Origin of the sequence: Pseudobdellovibrio sp. HCB154, from assembly GCF_046267985.1 — a bacterium.
GTDB lineage: Bacteria > Bdellovibrionota > Bdellovibrionia > Bdellovibrionales > Bdellovibrionaceae > Pseudobdellovibrio.
In genome coordinates, this window is record NZ_CP176530.1 from 3228855 (window position 1) to 3245889 (window position 17035).

The following is a 17035-nucleotide window of genomic DNA, read 5'->3' on the forward strand; positions in this document are numbered from 1 at the left end:
ATGAAACAAATCCGCGATGAAATGGCCGCATTCTTAAAACAAGAAGATATCCAAAAGTTAGTTGGTAAATTAGCTGCTCAGATTGAAAATGATTACGAAGGCCGCGAAATTATCTTTATCTGCCCTTTACGTGGTTCTATTCATTTAACGGCGGATTTAATGCGTAGAATTTCTTTACCTCAGCAAGTTGATTTCGTTTTTGTTCGTTCAACTGAAAAAGGTGGAGCGATCAGCATGCAAAAAGATATTTCAATCAACATCACAGGAAAAGATGTGATCATTGTTGAAGAAATTATCGATACAGGCCGCACACTCTCTTACTTAAAAGATCGTTTGTTAGCTTCAAAACCGGCTTCATTAAAAATCGTAACTTTATTAGATAAACCAGCTCGTCGCGAACTACCTATTCGTGCGGATTATATCGGTAAAACGATTGAAGATCGTTACGTCGTTGGTTACGGCATGGATAGCGATGAAAAAGGCCGCAACTACTCTGAAATTTACGTCTTAAAAAATTAGTCTTTTGATTTGTGGTATTCGCTTATGCGAATACTGCATTCACGATAAAAAGTGTTAATACACACACCACGTACAATAGTACGAAATTCTTTGGAATCATCCTTGATCTCCTCAGTTAGCTTTGTCTTCCCGTTAACCAGAGTAACGTCATGTTATACTTTAGGCAAGTTAGCCCGTCCTAAGTCCAGCTGGCCGTAAACAAATAGTCTAGTCGTCAGTCTAAATATATGTGCCTATATACGCTTAGGTATTCACAGTCTCAAAATGAAACGTCAAACTAGTAACTTGAGTAACAAAAATGGTCTCTATATTGCTGACTATTGTTCTAAAGGGGAGAAATCAAATGAATACAAATTCAATCACTAAGTTTTTTACACTTGTTAGTATTTTTGTAGTCACTGGATTTATGGCCGCCAATACAGCTTCTGCTGCCGACTATAAAACACGTGAAGAATGCGTAGCCGGTAAAACAAGCGATAGAGAAGCAAAATGTGATAGCGAAACAGATGCAACGAAAAAAGATTCTTGCTTAAACACAGCAGCTCGCCAGGCTTCTAAAGACCCGCAATGTTTAGCTCTCCCTACTGAGTCTAAAGCCGGTGAAGGCGATCAAGACTGCGAAGAAGCTTTTAGAGAATACAAAAAAAATCTAGGTGATGCTCAAAGTGCTTGTGAAGGCCTAGTTGGAAAATCTAGCAGCACTAAACAAAGCTGTTCAGATAAAATTAAAGAGTGCGACAGCATGGCTGCATCAACATCATCACAAACTGAACAGCAAGATGGTGGTATCAGCAGTACACTTAACATCTTCCGTGCCGTTGTTGGCGGAGAAGAGTCATTAGGCCTATCTGGCTCTAGCTGTTTAATAGATATCGACAGTAAAGAAGCACGCGATGCTGAAAAAGAATTTCGTGATCGTCGTAAAGAATTAACTGACGAAAAGAAAAAAATTGAAGACGAAGCAATCAAAGATAAAAAAGAAAATGATAAAGAAATCACACGTATCACTAAAGAAATTCAAGAATTGCAACGCGAAAACAAAAAACTTTTAGCTGAAGTTGATACTAAAATGCGTGAAAAAAGTTATGACACACAAAAAGAATTAATTGCAGCTGGTGCCCGCTTAAAAGATTTAACAAAGCAATCTAGTAAAACAAACGACAAAATCAGAGCGTTAAACTTTTCTTTTGCTGATCGCATGTTAGATACATCAGCGCAAAAACAAAATCTACGTTGTAAAGGTGCTTTAGATACAGCTAAAAGCTGTATGATTAAATCAGCTAAGGGTATCGCCGATCCTGCTTGTAAGGACTTTCCATTTACAATTAAAAGTAAAGGTCCGAAAGCAACGGCTGAGTTAAAAGCGCAATTACAAGTTGTAAGCGATGCTTGTTATGAAAAAGAAGAGCGCGATAGAAAAAGATTACAATTCGACCAACAAGAACAATTAACTACACTTCAACGTGACTTAACTGGCATTCAAGAACAAATTGAACAAGAGGGTAAAACTCAACAAACAAACTCTGAAAACTCACAGAAAATCCAGCAAGAAGCTGAGCGTGAAAAACAAGAAGCTCAAGCCAACTTAGCTGAACAAACAGCTACTTTACAGGGTGAAATGGCTCAGTTTGCACAAGAGCTTCAACTTAAGTCACAAAAAGCTCAAGAACGCTTACAAAAATTAGCGCAAGACCTGCAAACTCTTGAGTTAGAAGAAAAAACAGGTAAACGTTCAAAAACTAAGTTAGCTTCTAGAGCTGTTCGTGCTACAAATGCCGACCTAGCCGAAGTAAAAGCTATGTGCGAATGTAAAGATGATCTTTCTGGATCAACTTCAGGTTCTAAAAAACGCGAATCGGTTTGTAAAAAAACTAAAGATACAATTCCAAGTGGCGGCGAAGAGAAAAAGAAACGCAGCACAGGTAAATCTGGCAGTACTTTCTAATATTAAGTTACACGCGACCTACATCTAGTTAGGATTACCCAGAAGCACATTTTTTTGATAGGCTAAAACCTATGTTAAAAAAAGTACTTCTGGGTGTTTTTGCTCTTATCTTTCTATCAATCTCTGGCGCATTTTTTCTTTATAAATCAGTTAAAGCGTCACTTCCTGAAGTTATCAAACTTGAAGATTACAAACCATTACTGGTGTCACAAGTTTTTGACCGCAACGGAAAAAAAATCGGTGAATTTTCACGTGAACGCCGCGTACTCATCCCCTACAAAGATATTCCTGAATTAGTGATTAAATCTTTTATCGCTGCCGAAGACGATACGTTTTTTGAACACAAAGGGATTAACCTTCAAGCTTTGATACGTGCTTTTATCGCCAATATGCGCGCCGGAAGAAACGTTCAGGGCGGATCTACGATTACCCAACAAGTTGCTAAGACCTTGATTTTACAAGCAAGTGAGAAAACTTATACTCGTAAACTACGTGACATGTTGTTGGCCATTCAGATGGAAGAAAATCTTTCCAAAGGTGACATTCTTTATCTTTACTTAAATCAAATTTATTTCGGTCAAAGTGCTTACGGGATCGAAATGGCTTCACAAACTTACTTCAGAAAGCCCGCAAAAAATTTAACGATCCCTGAAGCTGCGATGCTTGCGGGGCTTCCGAAAGCCCCGTCTGATTATTCTCCGGTTAAAAATCCGATTCGTGCGAAAGAGCGCCAAAGATACGTAATTAACCGTTTACACGAAATTGGTTACATCACTAAAGAACAAGCGCAAGAATATATTAAAACACCTGTTAAAGTTTACTTAAAAGAAGAATACGAAATTTTAGCGCCGTTTTACTTAGAAACTTTACGCCAATTGTTAGTTCAACAGCTGGGTGAAGATGTGATTTTAAATCAGGGTGTGAAAATTCTTACTGGTCTTGATTTAACAAAACAAATTGCAGCCAATGAAGCTGTTGTTAAAGGTTTAAAAGAGCTTGATAAGCGTCAGGGCTTTCGCGGCCCGCTTAAAGTTTTAGAAGAAGAATCTGAATACGCAACTTTTTTAGAAAAACAAAAAAAATCAATTATCATGGAGTCAAATCCAGAACGCACGATTTTAGAAGATGGAACCTTTGCCGAAGTCGACATTATTAAAAAAGGCAAAATCATCACTAAAAAAGTAAATGAAAAAGCAGTTGTTTCGAATCTTCCAAGCTATTTAGAAGTTGGTAAAGACTACGAAGCTATTGTTTCAAATGTTAACGATGCTGAAGCTTATGTTGAAATTTTACTTCCAGAAGCCAAAGGGATCATTGAACTTGAAAGCATGACTTGGGCCCGTAAAGTTAACCTTGATGTAAAATCAGAGGGTAATGAAATCAAAAAGCCATCATCAGCTCTTAAAAAAGGTGATGTGATTTTAGTTAAAATCCTAGATGACAAGTTTCAGTGGCGCAAAACCCGTGGAAAGAATATTCCAAAAATCGATATTTCAAAATACTTAGCGGTTGAACTTGATCAAGAACCGTTAGTTGAAGGATCGCTTCTGTCGATTGATCAACAAACTCAGGATGTGCTGGCTATGGTGGGCGGATACAGTTTCGTGAGAAATGAATATAACCGCGCTCTTCAAGCTGCCCGTCAGACAGGATCTTCGTTTAAAGCTTTAGTTTATGCAGCGGCTTTAGAAAAAGGTTACAACGCCTCAACTAAAATTATTGATGCTCCGCTAGTTTACAAACAAGCCAGCGGCGAAGAAGGCCAAGGTGATGAAAAAATCTGGAAGCCTTCAAATCACGGTAAAGAATTTAGCGGTGAAATCACCATGCGCAATGCACTTGTTAAATCGCTGAATATTCCGAGTGTTAAAATTGTTGAAGATATCGGTGTAGATTTTGCGACTGATTTTGCCCAACGTTTGGGAATTTTTTCGAAATTAAATCCTGATTACACGTTAGTCTTAGGTTCAAGTTCAGTGACATTATACGAAATGACAAAAGCGTTTTCTGAATTTGGCCGCTTAGGTAAACGCACTCGTCCGATGATTGTAAAAAAAGTGATCGATACAAAAGGTAAAGTTCTTTTAGAAAATTTATCTTTAGATGCCCGCTTTACCAATGAAATGACGCAGATCGAAGAAAAGTTCGCACAAAAAAGAAAAGAGTTTGAGGCTCAGGATAAAGACGCTGAAAATGCTTCGCCATCGCCGTTTTTCTTTGAAGATCCAGATCAGCTAATCCGCCCGGAAGTGGCTGCCACGATCACACACATGTTACGTGGTACGGTTGAAGATGCTTACGGCACCGGAGGACGCGCTGCTCAATTAGGACGCGAAGTAGCAGGTAAAACTGGGACAACAAATGGTTACGTGGATGGTTGGTTTATCGCTTATTCACCGCAAATCGCTACGGGCGTTTGGGTTGGATTTGATAAAGAACAAACAATCGGTCGTGGAGAAGTGGGCGGAAAAGCAGCGCTTCCTATTTGGCTCGATTATATGAAGGCGGCACATACGGGTTTACCCCCTATGTCATTTCCAATCCCCGATGGTGTTAAAATCGTGAAAGTCGATGCTGAAAGTGGTAAGTTAGCAAACTCGGCCAGCAACAGAACGATCATGCAAGCCTATATTGAAGGTACTGAACCAACTGCTGCTGAGAGCCGAAGCGAAGAGACAACTGATTATCTAAAAAGGGATATGGAAGAATAGCCCCTCTTTAGAAAAAGGGTCAGCTGGAAGCTGATCAATAAAGAAGGCTTATGAAGAATATCCATATTTGGGGTATCAAACAAAACAACTTAAAAAATATTGAAGTTGAAATTCCATTGGGTCAGATGACTGTGATTTGCGGTCCATCTGGTTCTGGAAAAAGTTCTTTAGCTTTTGAAACATTATTCGCCGAAGGACAGCGTCGTTTTATCGAAAGCATGTCCAACTATGCCCGTCAGTTTTTAAATAAAGCGCCAAAGCCAGATATCGAAGGCATTAATAATATTCCGCCTGCGATTTCTATCGAACAAAAAAATACCGTTAAATCTTCACGTTCAACTGTGGGTACAACCACAGAGCTTATTGATTATCTTCGTTTATTTTTTGAAAAAATCGGTACTCCGTACTGCCCGACGCATCATGTGCCCGCGACAAAGTTATCTACGACTGAAGCTTCGGATTTAGTTTTAGAAAAATTTAAAGATAAGCGTGGTTACATCTTAGTTGAAATTCCTAAAGGCCAACGTGTTCTTGAAGGAAAAAAATTACACTCACTTTTATTACAAGACGGCTATTTACGTATAACGACTTTAACTGAAAAAAAGGGTAAGAAAAAATCTGATCCTATCACTTACGAAGTCGGTGAAATGGTTGATATTGGTGAACCTAAGAATATCAAAAAAGGAATTCCTGCCGATACATTCTATTTAGTAATTGATCGTATGGCTTTTAACGACGAAGAAAAAGGTCGTTTAACTGATTCGATCACCCAAGCCTATGATGTTTCACTGAAATATATCACAGGCACTCTAATTCGCCGCGCTTTAGTTGTTACAACTGACGGTGAATATTTAAAACTTTCTGAAGAGCCTGCATGTCCGGTGTGTGGTTATACACCGCCGCCAATGTCTTCAAAATTATTTTCGTTTAATTCACCGATCGGCGCGTGCCCGACTTGTAAGGGTTTTGGTAATGTTCTTGAGTTAGATGAAGCAAAAGTTATTCCTAATCCTGAATTATCAATTGCTGAAGGCGCACTTAATCCATTTACGATGCCTTCGGCAGAACAAGATAAAAAATCATTATTCGCGTTCTGTAAGAAATATAAAATTGATATGCGCACACCATGGAAAGACCTTCCACAGGAGCACCGCGATTTAATCTGGAAGGGCAATAAAGATTTCTTTGGCGTTGTCGGATTATTTGAATACCTGGATCAGATTAAATACAAAATGCACGTACGCGTGTTTATTTCGCGTTACCGTTCAGGCAGTCAGTGTCCTGATTGCCATGGCTCACGCTTACGCAAAGAAGTGCACCATATTTTAGTGAACGGAAAGTCCATCACTGATTTAAGTGCTTTTACCATCGAAGAACTTTGTAAATACTTTGAAAATGTTAAATTAACAAAACACCAAGAAGAAGTGGCCGGCGAAGTTTTAAAACAACTGCGTTCACGTTTAAACTTTTTAGTGCGCGTGGGTGTTAACTACTTAACCGTAGACCGTGAAACCAGAACTTTATCAGGTGGTGAATACCAACGCTTAATTTTAGCTAACCAACTGGGTATGGGTTTATCACAAACGCTTTATGTTCTTGATGAACCAACAGTAGGTCTTCACCCACGCGATAATGACCGTTTGATTTCAATTCTTAAAGATTTGCGCGATTTAGGTAACACACTTGTGGTCGTTGAACATGACCATGATGTGATTAAAAATGCTGAAAACATTATTGAAATGGGCCCAGGCTCTGGTTACTTAGGTGGCCAGGTTGTTTACTCGGGCGATACAGAAAGTTTTTATAAAGCGCCGCAATCAAATACCGCAAGCTATTTAAAGCCCGGTAAAGAAAAAACTTTACGTACCGTTCGCCCGGTTGAAATTACGAATTACAAATACAAATTAGAACTTAAAGGTTGTAGCGGACATAATTTAAAAAATGTGGACGTGAATATTCCTTTAAACCGATTAGTCGCAGTCACTGGAGTGAGTGGTTCTGGTAAATCAACTTTAGTGACTAAAACACTTTACCCAGCTTTAGCACGTAAACTTGAATTAGAATTTATTCCGGCACAGCCTTTTGCAAAAATCGAAGGTTGGGAAACGATTAAAAATGTTTTACTCATCGACCAATCACCTATCGGAAAATCGGCACGCAGTTCTCCGATCACCTACTTAAAAGCTTTTGATTCTATTCGTAACGTAATGGCCGCAACTCCTGAAGCGGTGTCTCGTGGTTACACACCAGGAACCTTCAGCTTAAACGTTGATGGTGGAAGATGTCCTGCTTGCCGTGGAACTGGTTTTGAAGAAATCGACATGCAGTTTATGGATAATGTGATTATCCCATGCGATGTGTGCGACGGCAAAAAATACCGCCCAGAGATTTTAGAAGTGACCTTCCAGGGTAAAAACGTTCACGAAATTTTATCAATGACTGTGCAAGAAGCGATGAATTTCTTTGTCGCTCATCCGCATATTCGTAAACCATTATCAGTATTAAAAGAAGTGGGTCTTGATTACTTAACATTGGGTCAACCTGCGAACTCTTTATCTGGTGGTGAATCACAACGTTTAAAAATTGCGAAAGAATTATCGCAAGTTTCACAAAAATCGACTTTATACATCTTAGACGAACCAACAACTGGACTTCATTTTAAAGAGATTGATCTTTTAATGAAGGTCCTCCACAAGCTGATTGAAGCTGGTGGCTCGGTTGTGGTAGTTGAGCACAACTTAGATGTGATCAAATCGGCTGACTACATTATTGATATGGGTCCAGACGCCGGTAAAATGGGTGGCCAAATCGTTGTGGCAGGCACTCCTGAAGATGTAATGGCCAGCAAGAAAAGTTTAACTGGCCAATATCTTAAAGATTATTTACGCTAGGAATGAGATGCAATCCGATATCCGTTACGTTTGGACAAAGCTATTAAAGTATAAATCAACCCTGATCGTGATCGGTCTAACAGGTTTGATCTATTCAGCTTCAAAAGCTTTTATTTCTCACTACGTAAAAAGTTTGATGGATTCGGCAACGATGCCGCAAAATCTTGAAACGCTGATCGGTTTAGGTATTGGTTTAGCTTTTGTGATTTCGATTTCACGTTACTTCCATATTTTCTTAATGAATATGGTCAGTGAAAAAGTAACTCAAGATATTCGCCAGCAGTTACAGCACAAATTCTTAAAATTAAATTTAAAGTTTCACAACACTTATGCTTCTGGTTCTGGCGGTTTATTAAGCCGTACCTTTAACGATGTAAAAATCGTGCAAGATGGTTTACGCCTGTTTGCTGATATCTTTACAGCGCCGTTAATGTTTGTGGCTGTGATCTTTAACTTATTTTATTTTGATACAACATTAGCGTTTTCAATTTTATTTATTACACCGGTAATTCTGTACGCTTTACGCCAGTTATCTAAAACAATTAAAAAGTATTCGGTTTTCGGTGTTGAGCAATTAGAAAAAATCACAGGCACAATTAAAGAATCTCTTGATGGCGTAAGAACGATTCAGGCGTTTAATTTAGAAAACTTCTTCACAAAACGCTTAGTGAACCAGGGTGATCATTTTATTGAAATGCGCCGTAAAGTTCATGGCCGCGTAGAGCTTATTGGCCCGATCAATGAATTCGTGGCGACTTTAATTTTAGTCGCTATTGTGTATTACTTTTCATCACGTATTGCTGCTGGCAAATCATCATTTGGTGTATTGATGGCTTACTTAACAACAATCATGCAAGCCAACGAGCCGATTAAAAAATTTCAAGAGGCGATCGTACGTATTCAAGAAAGCCGTGTTTGCGCTGATCGTATTGAAAAAATGCTGAATGAAGATAGCGAAGTTCCTGAGTCTGGAAAAAATCTTCCGTTTCCAAAAGACTGGAATATGATTGAATACAAAAATATTCAATTTGCTTACGATTCAACTCCGTTAATTCAAAACTTCAACTTACAAATTCAAAAAGGCCAGACTGTGGCATTTGTTGGTGAAAGTGGAAGCGGTAAAACAACTTTAGCTAACTTACTGGCACGGTTTTACGATGCACAGTCTGGTGAAATCACCGTAGGTGGCGTAGATACAAAAGATATTTCTCTGCACGATTTACGTAAAAATATCGGTTTAGTATCGCAAGAAGTTTTCTTATTCTCTGACACCATCGAAACAAATATTATCGCTGGCACCGAAGCTGGTGGTCATCACGTTCACGAAAAAGTTGTTGCTTCTGCACGAGCAGCTCACGCTTTAACGTTTATCGAAAAAAATCCAGATAAGTTTAATACGTTAGTTGGCGAACGTGGCGGTAATTTTTCAGGTGGCGAAAAACAACGTTTAGCTATTGCCCGTGCCTTATATAAAGATGCTCCGATTTTAATTTTAGATGAAGCGACTAGCGCCCTTGATTCAGTCAGCGAAGAACAAGTGCAACGTGGGCTTGATGAATTAATGCAAGGACGCACAACTTTAGTGATCGCGCATCGTCTATCAACTATACAAAACGCTGACTTAATCTTAGTCATGAAGCGTGGTCAAATTGTCGAAAAAGGTGTACACAAAGAGCTGTTAGAAAAAAATGGCGAGTACGCGCGACTGTACTATACGCAAAATAAAGCCTAACCAAATCAAAAAGCTAGACCTAGGTCTTAGCCCGTCAAAAGTTTAAACAAAAAGTCCAAGCCGCTATCAAGTCTGTCTACAAACTTGACGATAAAAGATTATACAAAAAAGACAACAAGAGGTGTCGTATGATTAATTGGAATGAGTTTGAACATATTCACGTGATCAAAAAATTAAAGCACGTTCTACAAGCTTGGTGGAATGTTGATACAGTTTTCACTGATGAGCGCGGACAAATCAAAGGTTTAGATGAAAAATTAACTTTTGCAAATCCCGCAGTTAATTATCTAATTCATAAAGATGCCACTCAAGCAAGCCTTGCTGATTTAGTTTCACAATCAATCAACGACTTACGCCAATCAAACAATGCTTTCACATTTAAAAAATGGGATGCAGCCGGTTTTGATGTTTGCGTATTTCCAATCGTGATCGAAAATGATTTCGTAGGTACTGTTGTAGCAATGGGTTTCTTCAAAGAAGAAAATACAGCTCACAGAATTTCTGAAATTCGTGATCGTTTAGCAGCTTACGGTTGCTCTGCTGAATTAATCGAAAAATCTTTATCTAAATTTCAATATCTTGATGAAGCTAATCGCACTCACTTTACTGAATTAGTTGAGTTAGTGGCGCAAGAAATCGTTACACTTCACGTTGAGATCGCTTCACGCGAATCAAAAATCAGCCAGCTAAACTCTGAATTAGGTAACCGCTTCAAATACGACAACATGATCGGTAAATCTAAACCAATGCAATCATTATATGCCTTACTTGATAAGATCAAATTTGCTGATTCAACAGTAATGATCCAAGGGGAAAATGGTACTGGTAAAGAGTTAATCGCTAAATCTATCCATTACAACTCTAACCGTAAAGGTAACAACTTCGTTATCCAGAACTGTTCAGCGTTCAATGACAACTTATTAGAATCGGAATTATTCGGTCACGTAAAAGGATCGTTCACTGGTGCTTTAAAAGATAAAAAAGGTCTTTTCGAAATCGCTGATAAAGGAACTTTCTTCTTAGACGAGATCGGTGATACTTCACCACAAATGCAAGTAAAGCTTCTTCGCGTATTACAAGAAGGAACTTTCACTCCGGTAGGTTCTACTGAAATGAAAAAAGTTGACGTACGTATCGTTGCCGCTACGAACAGAAACTTACGTGAAATGGTTGAACAAGGCACGTTCCGTGAAGACTTGTACTACCGTTTAAATGTTATCAATATCCGCGTTCCGCCATTGCGTGAGCGTAAAGAAGATATTCCAGTATTAGTGGATTTTTTCTTAGGTAAGGTAGCTGAACAATCAGGTAAGCCTAAAAAACAATTAATGGGCCGCGCTGTTGAAAAGCTTTATGACTACGCTTGGCCAGGTAACGTGCGTGAGCTGCAAAATGAAATCGAAAGATTATGCGTTTTAGCTGGCGATGAAGGCAAAGTAGGTCATGAAATTTTATCTCCGAAAATCTTAGAAATCGGCGAAAAAGCTAAAGTCCAAGGTTCTCGTTTACAAGGTAAACTAAAAGATGCTTTAGAAGATCTAGAGCGCGAAATGATCAAAGAAGGCTTACGCCGTACAGGCTGGAATAAGTCTAAATTAGCTAAAGAGCTTGGTATTTCACGTGCCGGTCTTATCATGAAAGTTGAAAAATACGGTCTTGATAAACGTAAAATCGCTCGCTAACAAAGATACACATTAGGAAATAAATTCAACCTGAGGCTTAAAAACCTCAGGTTTTTTTTCGTCTAAAGTTTTGTCACATCTTTTTTTCACTGCCCTTTTCTCCTCTGAAAACAGGCATTTACCCCTAGAGCAGTGGCTCTCTATCAACACAGTAGTCACCGTGCCAACCATAACAATTTTCGGCACAAGACTTGTAATAGTTCTTTAACAAGAAGGCATGCAGAAATGCCGGGGTAACTAATAAGCCGTGGGGATATGTATATGATGAAGGACGTTGTTGAAAATGCAGTTTGGGAAAAAACACAAGCTTTAATCCAAGATAAATATGGAAAAAGAATTGCGTTTAAAACTATCGATTTAACGAATTCAGCTATGCCATCTTTTTTAGAAGGTGATGACTTGATCGTGCCGTTAAATACTAAACCCGTTTACTTAGGTGAAGTGATCGTTAACCGCGGCTCTTTATTATCGACACAACAACGTGAAGAAGTGATTGATTTAATCCGCTTCTTAGTTGAACCACATGTTTACAATAAACATTTAAAATTAAAAGAAGAAATCGAAGCTTACAAACGCCAAATGGCTGCAGAAGCTGTAGAAAACGAAGATTCAAATGTTCTTTCTTTATTTAACGACGAAGACATTGAGGAGCTTTCTTTAGTTAAGTTAATTAATTCTGTGATTCATTTACGTTCAGCTAATGCGATGACACGTAAAAAAGTAGCTTTAAAAATTCACGATATGGCTGAACAAAATCTATTTGTTTCTTTCAGCGATATCGCCCGCCAAATGCATTCTGTTGAAGAATTTAAATCTTTCGATAAAACGACGGTGTTCGTTGAAGATATCAGCCAATTGAATGACCAAGAGTTAGGATTACTTAACGCTGCTTGTGCACTTAAAGTAGAAGGTCTAGTTTTTATTATCGGTAGCAACTTAGCTGATAAACAAATCGACACGTTAAATATGTCTCGCGAATTAAAAGCTGATATGAACGCGATTTTATTCGATATCGACCGTTTACCATTTGCGCAACAAACGAGTACTGACGTTTTAGAACTTCTGTTCTTTTCTAGCAGTAACTCGAATATACAAAATTAATTGATCGATATTGAGGATCATGCCAGCATTAAGGGATGACCGCACAAATCGATCAGTTTCTACAAGACTATTTTAAAAACTCTTTATACAAAGTTTACCAACTTGCGGGCGATGCTTCAGCCCGTAAGTACTATCGTGTTATCTACGAACAAGACACTTACGTGTTAATGTCTTGGGAACCCTTCGATCCGGATAAATACCCGTTCATCAGTGTTCTGCGCCATTTTGAAGCCGCCGGCGTTAATGTTCCAAAAATTAAAAAAATCGGTGCTGAAGTTGGAATGCTTCTTTTAGAAGATCTGGGTGATTTAACTTTAGAAAGAAAATTCTGGGAATCAGCTAATCAAGAGCTTTCATGGGATTTCTATCAAAAGTCTTTAGACGAAATTATTAAAATTCATACAACAGCAACAAAACTAGATAAGCCCACCATTGCCAAAGAAATCATGTTTGATACGGCTAAATTCTTATGGGAATTAAATTATGCCCGCGAACATCTGATTGAGGGTGTTTTAAAGTTTCAATTAAAAGATAAAGTAGCCGCTGATCTGCAAAAAACTTTTACCGATATCGCTGAACGTTTACATAACGAACCTAAAGTTATCTGCCACCGTGATTATCACTCTCGTAACTTAATGATCAAGTTAGACCAAGTTTATGTGATTGATTTCCAAGATGCCCGTTTAGGACCAATTCAGTACGACTTAGTTAGCTTACTTAAAGATTCATACGTTGATATTAACGATGAATACGCAGAGAAAATGCTAAACTACTACTTCGACAACACATCGTTCATGCAGGATCGTAATATGTCGCGTGAACAGTTCAACGTGATTTACGAATTACAATCGGTACAGCGTTGTTTTAAAGCGTGCGGAAGTTTTGCAAGCTTTATGAATGCCCGTCAGGATCGCCGTTATTTAAAATACTTAAATGGCACTTTAAAACGTGTGATGAAATCGCTTTCGCAGTTTCCTGAATACAAAGTTTTACTTGATGTTCTAATTGATGCCGGAGCGTTTGATAAAAACTATGAACGACTCTAAGGTTAATGTTCTTTTATTTGCCGCTGGTCTTGGAACTCGCTTAAGACCAGCTACTCTGGAAAATCCCAAACCTGTGATTCCCCTATTTGGTATTCCAATGGGTTACTACTTACTTCCGTACATTATTGAAATGCCTGTGGATAAGTTTGTGGTTAACACGTTTCACTTACCTGAAAAAATTCATGAATGTTACGATCGCTTACGCCATGGTATCAAGTTTTCTGATGAAAAAGATTTTATCAAAGGCAGTGGTGGCGGTTTAAAACAAGCCGAACCTATTTTAGGAAACAACCTTCCCATTTTAGCCGGTAATGCTGATGAAGTCTTTTTCACAAACGATTCACAATTTCTAAAGCGCGCTTTAGAAAAACATAACGCTGAAAACGCATTAGCCACTTTAATCGTAATGAACCATCCTGAAGCTGGAAAAAAATTCGGTGGTATCTGGACAGAATCGCATAGCAGTGAAAAAGTAATTTCAATCGGTAAAGAAGCACCAAATGATCAAGCACGCCCTTGGCATTTTATCGGGCTTCAGATTTTATCGCCTGAAGTTTTTTCGATGATTGAAACAGGAAAAGAATTAAATATTTTCTACGATGTATTAATTAATAAATTACCTTCACATAAAGTTCAAATTTTTCCGGTTGAAATGGATTGGTACGAACTCGGTAATTTAAATGATTATCAAGAAGCTAAAAAAGAAATCGCGGCACAAAAAGAATCGAACCCGACTTACAAAAAACATTTCACCAAGCTGAATGCATTACCGCAATCAAAGCTCGGTGATTTGGCCTAAGATTACTTTTTTCTTAGCATTTGTGGCTTTTGGTAAGTTCGCTGGAATTTTCCAAACACAGCACGCTGCTAAAAGCGCAAAAGCTGCGCCTTCAATACTTTGAGTTGGCCAGCCATGGTCTTCAACGGTGCTGACTTTAATGCTTTCTAATTCTTCATCAATACGTTTAATTAAGAACTTATTTTTTGCTCCACCACCGCAAAATACGATTTCATGTGGCTGCGGCTTACAAAACTGAATGTATGATTTAGCCACCGATTGCACCGTAAATTCAGTCAGCGTGGCTACGCGGTCTTCTAAGCTCATCTGTGATAAAGCTTTTTCAAACTTAGCATAAAAATCTTTACCGAACTGTTCACGGCCGCAACTTTTCGGTGGTTTTACTGCAAAGTACGGATGATTTAACATTTCTGCTAACATCGGTATATTTACTTTTCCGCGAGCCGCAAGTTTACCTTCTTTATCGTAAAGCTGTGATGAGTGTGTTGAACGGCGAACTTCTTCATCAATTAACATATTCGCAGGCCCGGTATCAAAACCTAATTTAAGTTCACCCTTTACAATTAAACTTAAATTACTTATGCCGCCTAAGTTGTGAAGACTCACTGTTCTTTTTTTATCTCCAAAAATAGTCTGGTGAAAAAACGGAGCTAATGGCGCACCTTCGCCGCCAGCCGCAATATCGGCTGAACGAAAATTAGAAACAACTTTTTTACCTGAAGCTAAAGCTAAATAACTTGGCTCACCGATTTGCGTGGTAGCTACTTTGCCTTGGTGAAAAACAGTTTGGCCATGTAAACCGATTAAATCGACACCTTTAAGAGCTTTTGGCAGCTGTTTAAAACAATCAGCATAGAACCGCCCAAGTTCATGATTCAGCAATGAAAGCTCAGCCACATTCATTTCGTTTTGGGCAGCCCGTAATAGTTTTTTCTTTAATAACGCAGGAAAGGTAAATGATTCCATACCCTGGTATTCACACTGCAATTTAGATTTAGTGATTTTAACTTTTACGAAATCAACACCATCAAGACTAGTGCCGCTCATGATGCCTAAAACTTTTAAGGTCGCCATAAAACTAATTATGGCGACCTTAAACATATTTGACAAAATAATTTCTAAACTAGATCAGACTATTTCATATCTTGAGCGATGAATGAGTCCTGCTCTGATTTAAGTTTATAACGACGATTCATCATCAAGAAGATATCGTCACCGGCAACACCGATAAGTTCTCCGTTAAATTCTTTAGCTAGACCTTCAGAAGAAGGCTTACGCTCATCAGAGAATTTCTCTTCTTTGTTTTTAGCCAAATCGTCGGTAAACGTTTTACCCGAATCCGGACCTTTACTTGTATCAACTACAGTTGTAGTGCCATCTGGACCACCTAAAGCACCATAGTTATCTTTATATTCTTTTTTTGCAGATTTATCTAAACCTGCTTTAGCTAATCCACCGGCTCCACCTAATGATAAAGAATCCATTACACCTTTTGCTGCTGCTGCAGTAAGCCCCATGCCCATTAAAGAATTCATATCTTTAAAGTCACTATCTTTATAAGTCTTACCGTTTTTAAGCTTCACGCTACCATCTGGTAATACACTGAATTGATCTCCATTCACTTTACCCATAGCAAAACCGCTGGCTTTTAAAGAATCTCTGACTGTTGGTGGTAATACTGAAGTTGTTGGTACTTGCTTACAGTCTTCAGAACCTTCAGGTAAACATTTACCAGTTAAAGGATCGTAAGAAGCTGTTGTTGTTGAATTGCTTCCGTCTGCTGTCGTCGAACAATTTGTAGATTGCGAAGATAATTGGTTTAACGATTGACAAGCATTCGCTGCAGATTGCGCATGCTCAGCAGATTGTTTTTTTGCTTTTGAGTTAATTAAAAATTGCGCTGCAGCTGCTGCGAAAAGTCCTGGAGCTGCTCCACAACATCCTGTCGGGCAAGAAGAAGCACATGCTGTTCCTGCAGCTACGAAACCTAAACCCAGAAGCATAGCTGTCTTAGCTGTACCATCGTAACTTTTTTTACCTTGGTCATTTTTAGCTTTAATCTCGGCTAACGTAGCTGCCGCTGATTTATTTTTTTGCTCTTCAATTGCTGCATTTTCTTTATCAGTCTGGCCTTGCTTAATTTCTTTTTGAGCCAAGTTATAAACTTCTAAATCTTTTTGATATTGTCTATTGGCCGCATCGTAAGCGCTTTGACAAGAACGATATTCAGAAGAATGCGGATCCATACTACCGCAAGTATATTGTGGAGCTTTTGGCGCCACTAATTCCGTACCATCACCGGCACTCACACGCGCCGCCATGTTTTGCGCACCCACAGCATTTGCACGAAGCTGTGCACGACGATTATTTTCTCTCACACAAGCGGGATCGTCGATCATCGGAGGAGAACCTCCCTGATTAGAATTCCAATATGGCGAAACCACCTTCTGACAAGTGATTGGCTGTAAAGCTGCGTCCCCATTGGCTTCGGCATTTGTTTGTTGAGCATAGTTTTCGGCAGCAATCGCAAAATGCGCTTGAAAGAAAATGACCGCTAAAACAATTTTTGCTAAGCTTGAATTTCGTTTCATATTGTCCCCCGACACCTA

Annotated in this window: 11 protein-coding genes; 9 read left to right on the top strand and 2 right to left on the bottom strand. The window is 38.7% G+C overall.

Features of this window, described 5'->3' with window-relative positions; genetic code table 11:
* The 9 genes from hpt to ACKWCF_RS15400 all read left to right on the top strand — a co-directional run bounded on the left by hpt (position 1) and on the right by ACKWCF_RS15400 (position 14426).
* A complete protein-coding gene (hpt, locus tag ACKWCF_RS15360; RefSeq protein ID WP_409478487.1) occupies positions 1–519 on the top strand; it encodes a hypoxanthine phosphoribosyltransferase in 519 nt (172 codons plus the stop codon).
* Between the two features lie 343 nt (positions 520–862).
* The gene (locus ACKWCF_RS15365) at positions 863–2464 is read left to right on the top strand and encodes a hypothetical protein (protein WP_409478488.1); all 1602 of its coding nucleotides are present in this window, start codon (positions 863–865) and stop codon (positions 2462–2464) included.
* A gap of 71 nt (positions 2465–2535) precedes the next feature.
* Positions 2536–5175: a penicillin-binding protein 1A gene (locus tag ACKWCF_RS15370; RefSeq protein WP_409478489.1), complete on the top strand. Its 2640-nt coding sequence runs from the start codon at positions 2536–2538 to the stop codon at positions 5173–5175.
* A 50-nt stretch (positions 5176–5225) separates the two neighbouring features.
* The gene (gene uvrA, locus ACKWCF_RS15375) at positions 5226–8066 is read left to right on the top strand and encodes an excinuclease ABC subunit UvrA (RefSeq protein ID WP_409478490.1); all 2841 of its coding nucleotides are present in this window, start codon (positions 5226–5228) and stop codon (positions 8064–8066) included.
* Positions 8067–8073: 7 nt separating this feature from the next.
* Positions 8074–9798, top strand: coding sequence for an ABC transporter ATP-binding protein (locus ACKWCF_RS15380; RefSeq protein WP_409478491.1), 1725 nt, complete (start codon positions 8074–8076; stop codon positions 9796–9798).
* A gap of 128 nt (positions 9799–9926) precedes the next feature.
* Positions 9927–11480, top strand: a complete 1554-nt coding sequence (locus ACKWCF_RS15385; protein ID WP_409478492.1) for a sigma-54 interaction domain-containing protein — start codon at positions 9927–9929, stop codon at positions 11478–11480.
* A 261-nt stretch (positions 11481–11741) separates the two neighbouring features.
* On the top strand, positions 11742–12581 hold the full coding sequence (locus ACKWCF_RS15390) for a hypothetical protein (RefSeq protein ID WP_409478493.1): 840 nt from the start codon (positions 11742–11744) through the stop codon (positions 12579–12581).
* 35 nt (positions 12582–12616) lie between these two features.
* Positions 12617–13627: an aminoglycoside phosphotransferase family protein gene (locus ACKWCF_RS15395; RefSeq protein ID WP_409478494.1), complete on the top strand. Its 1011-nt coding sequence runs from the start codon at positions 12617–12619 to the stop codon at positions 13625–13627.
* A complete protein-coding gene (locus ACKWCF_RS15400) occupies positions 13614–14426 on the top strand; it encodes a sugar phosphate nucleotidyltransferase (RefSeq protein ID WP_409478495.1) in 813 nt (270 codons plus the stop codon). The genes ACKWCF_RS15395 and ACKWCF_RS15400 overlap by 14 nt, the downstream gene beginning before the upstream one ends.
* Here ACKWCF_RS15400 and ACKWCF_RS15405 read toward each other — a convergent pair.
* Together ACKWCF_RS15405 and ACKWCF_RS15410 are read right to left on the bottom strand one after the other, a co-directional pair.
* Positions 14403–15500, bottom strand: coding sequence for an anhydro-N-acetylmuramic acid kinase (locus ACKWCF_RS15405; RefSeq protein WP_409478496.1), 1098 nt, complete (start codon positions 15498–15500; stop codon positions 14403–14405). The genes ACKWCF_RS15400 and ACKWCF_RS15405 overlap by 24 nt on opposite strands.
* Positions 15501–15559: 59 nt before the next feature.
* On the bottom strand, positions 15560–17017 hold the full coding sequence (locus tag ACKWCF_RS15410) for a hypothetical protein (RefSeq protein WP_409478497.1): 1458 nt from the start codon (positions 17015–17017) through the stop codon (positions 15560–15562).
* Positions 17018–17035 lie beyond the last annotated feature (18 nt).

What these genes read in the sequence shown, in the direction of transcription:
- uvrA (WP_409478490.1), top strand. Translation starts at nt 5,226, where the DNA reads ATGAAGAATATCCATATTTGGGGTATCAAACAAAACAACTTAAAAAAT.
- ACKWCF_RS15365 (WP_409478488.1), top strand. Translation starts at nt 863, where the DNA reads ATGAATACAAATTCAATCACTAAGTTTTTTACACTTGTTAGTATTTTT.
- ACKWCF_RS15370 (WP_409478489.1), top strand. Translation starts at nt 2,536, where the DNA reads ATGTTAAAAAAAGTACTTCTGGGTGTTTTTGCTCTTATCTTTCTATCA.
- ACKWCF_RS15385 (WP_409478492.1), top strand. Translation starts at nt 9,927, where the DNA reads ATGATTAATTGGAATGAGTTTGAACATATTCACGTGATCAAAAAATTA.
- ACKWCF_RS15410 (WP_409478497.1), bottom strand. Translation starts at nt 17,017, where the DNA reads ATGAAACGAAATTCAAGCTTAGCAAAAATTGTTTTAGCGGTCATTTTC.
- ACKWCF_RS15380 (WP_409478491.1), top strand. Translation starts at nt 8,074, where the DNA reads ATGCAATCCGATATCCGTTACGTTTGGACAAAGCTATTAAAGTATAAA.
- ACKWCF_RS15400 (WP_409478495.1), top strand. Translation starts at nt 13,614, where the DNA reads ATGAACGACTCTAAGGTTAATGTTCTTTTATTTGCCGCTGGTCTTGGA.
- ACKWCF_RS15405 (WP_409478496.1), bottom strand. Translation starts at nt 15,500, where the DNA reads ATGGCGACCTTAAAAGTTTTAGGCATCATGAGCGGCACTAGTCTTGAT.
- ACKWCF_RS15395 (WP_409478494.1), top strand. Translation starts at nt 12,617, where the DNA reads ATGACCGCACAAATCGATCAGTTTCTACAAGACTATTTTAAAAACTCT.
- hpt (WP_409478487.1), top strand. Translation starts at nt 1, where the DNA reads ATGAAACAAATCCGCGATGAAATGGCCGCATTCTTAAAACAAGAAGAT.
- ACKWCF_RS15390 (WP_409478493.1), top strand. Translation starts at nt 11,742, where the DNA reads ATGATGAAGGACGTTGTTGAAAATGCAGTTTGGGAAAAAACACAAGCT.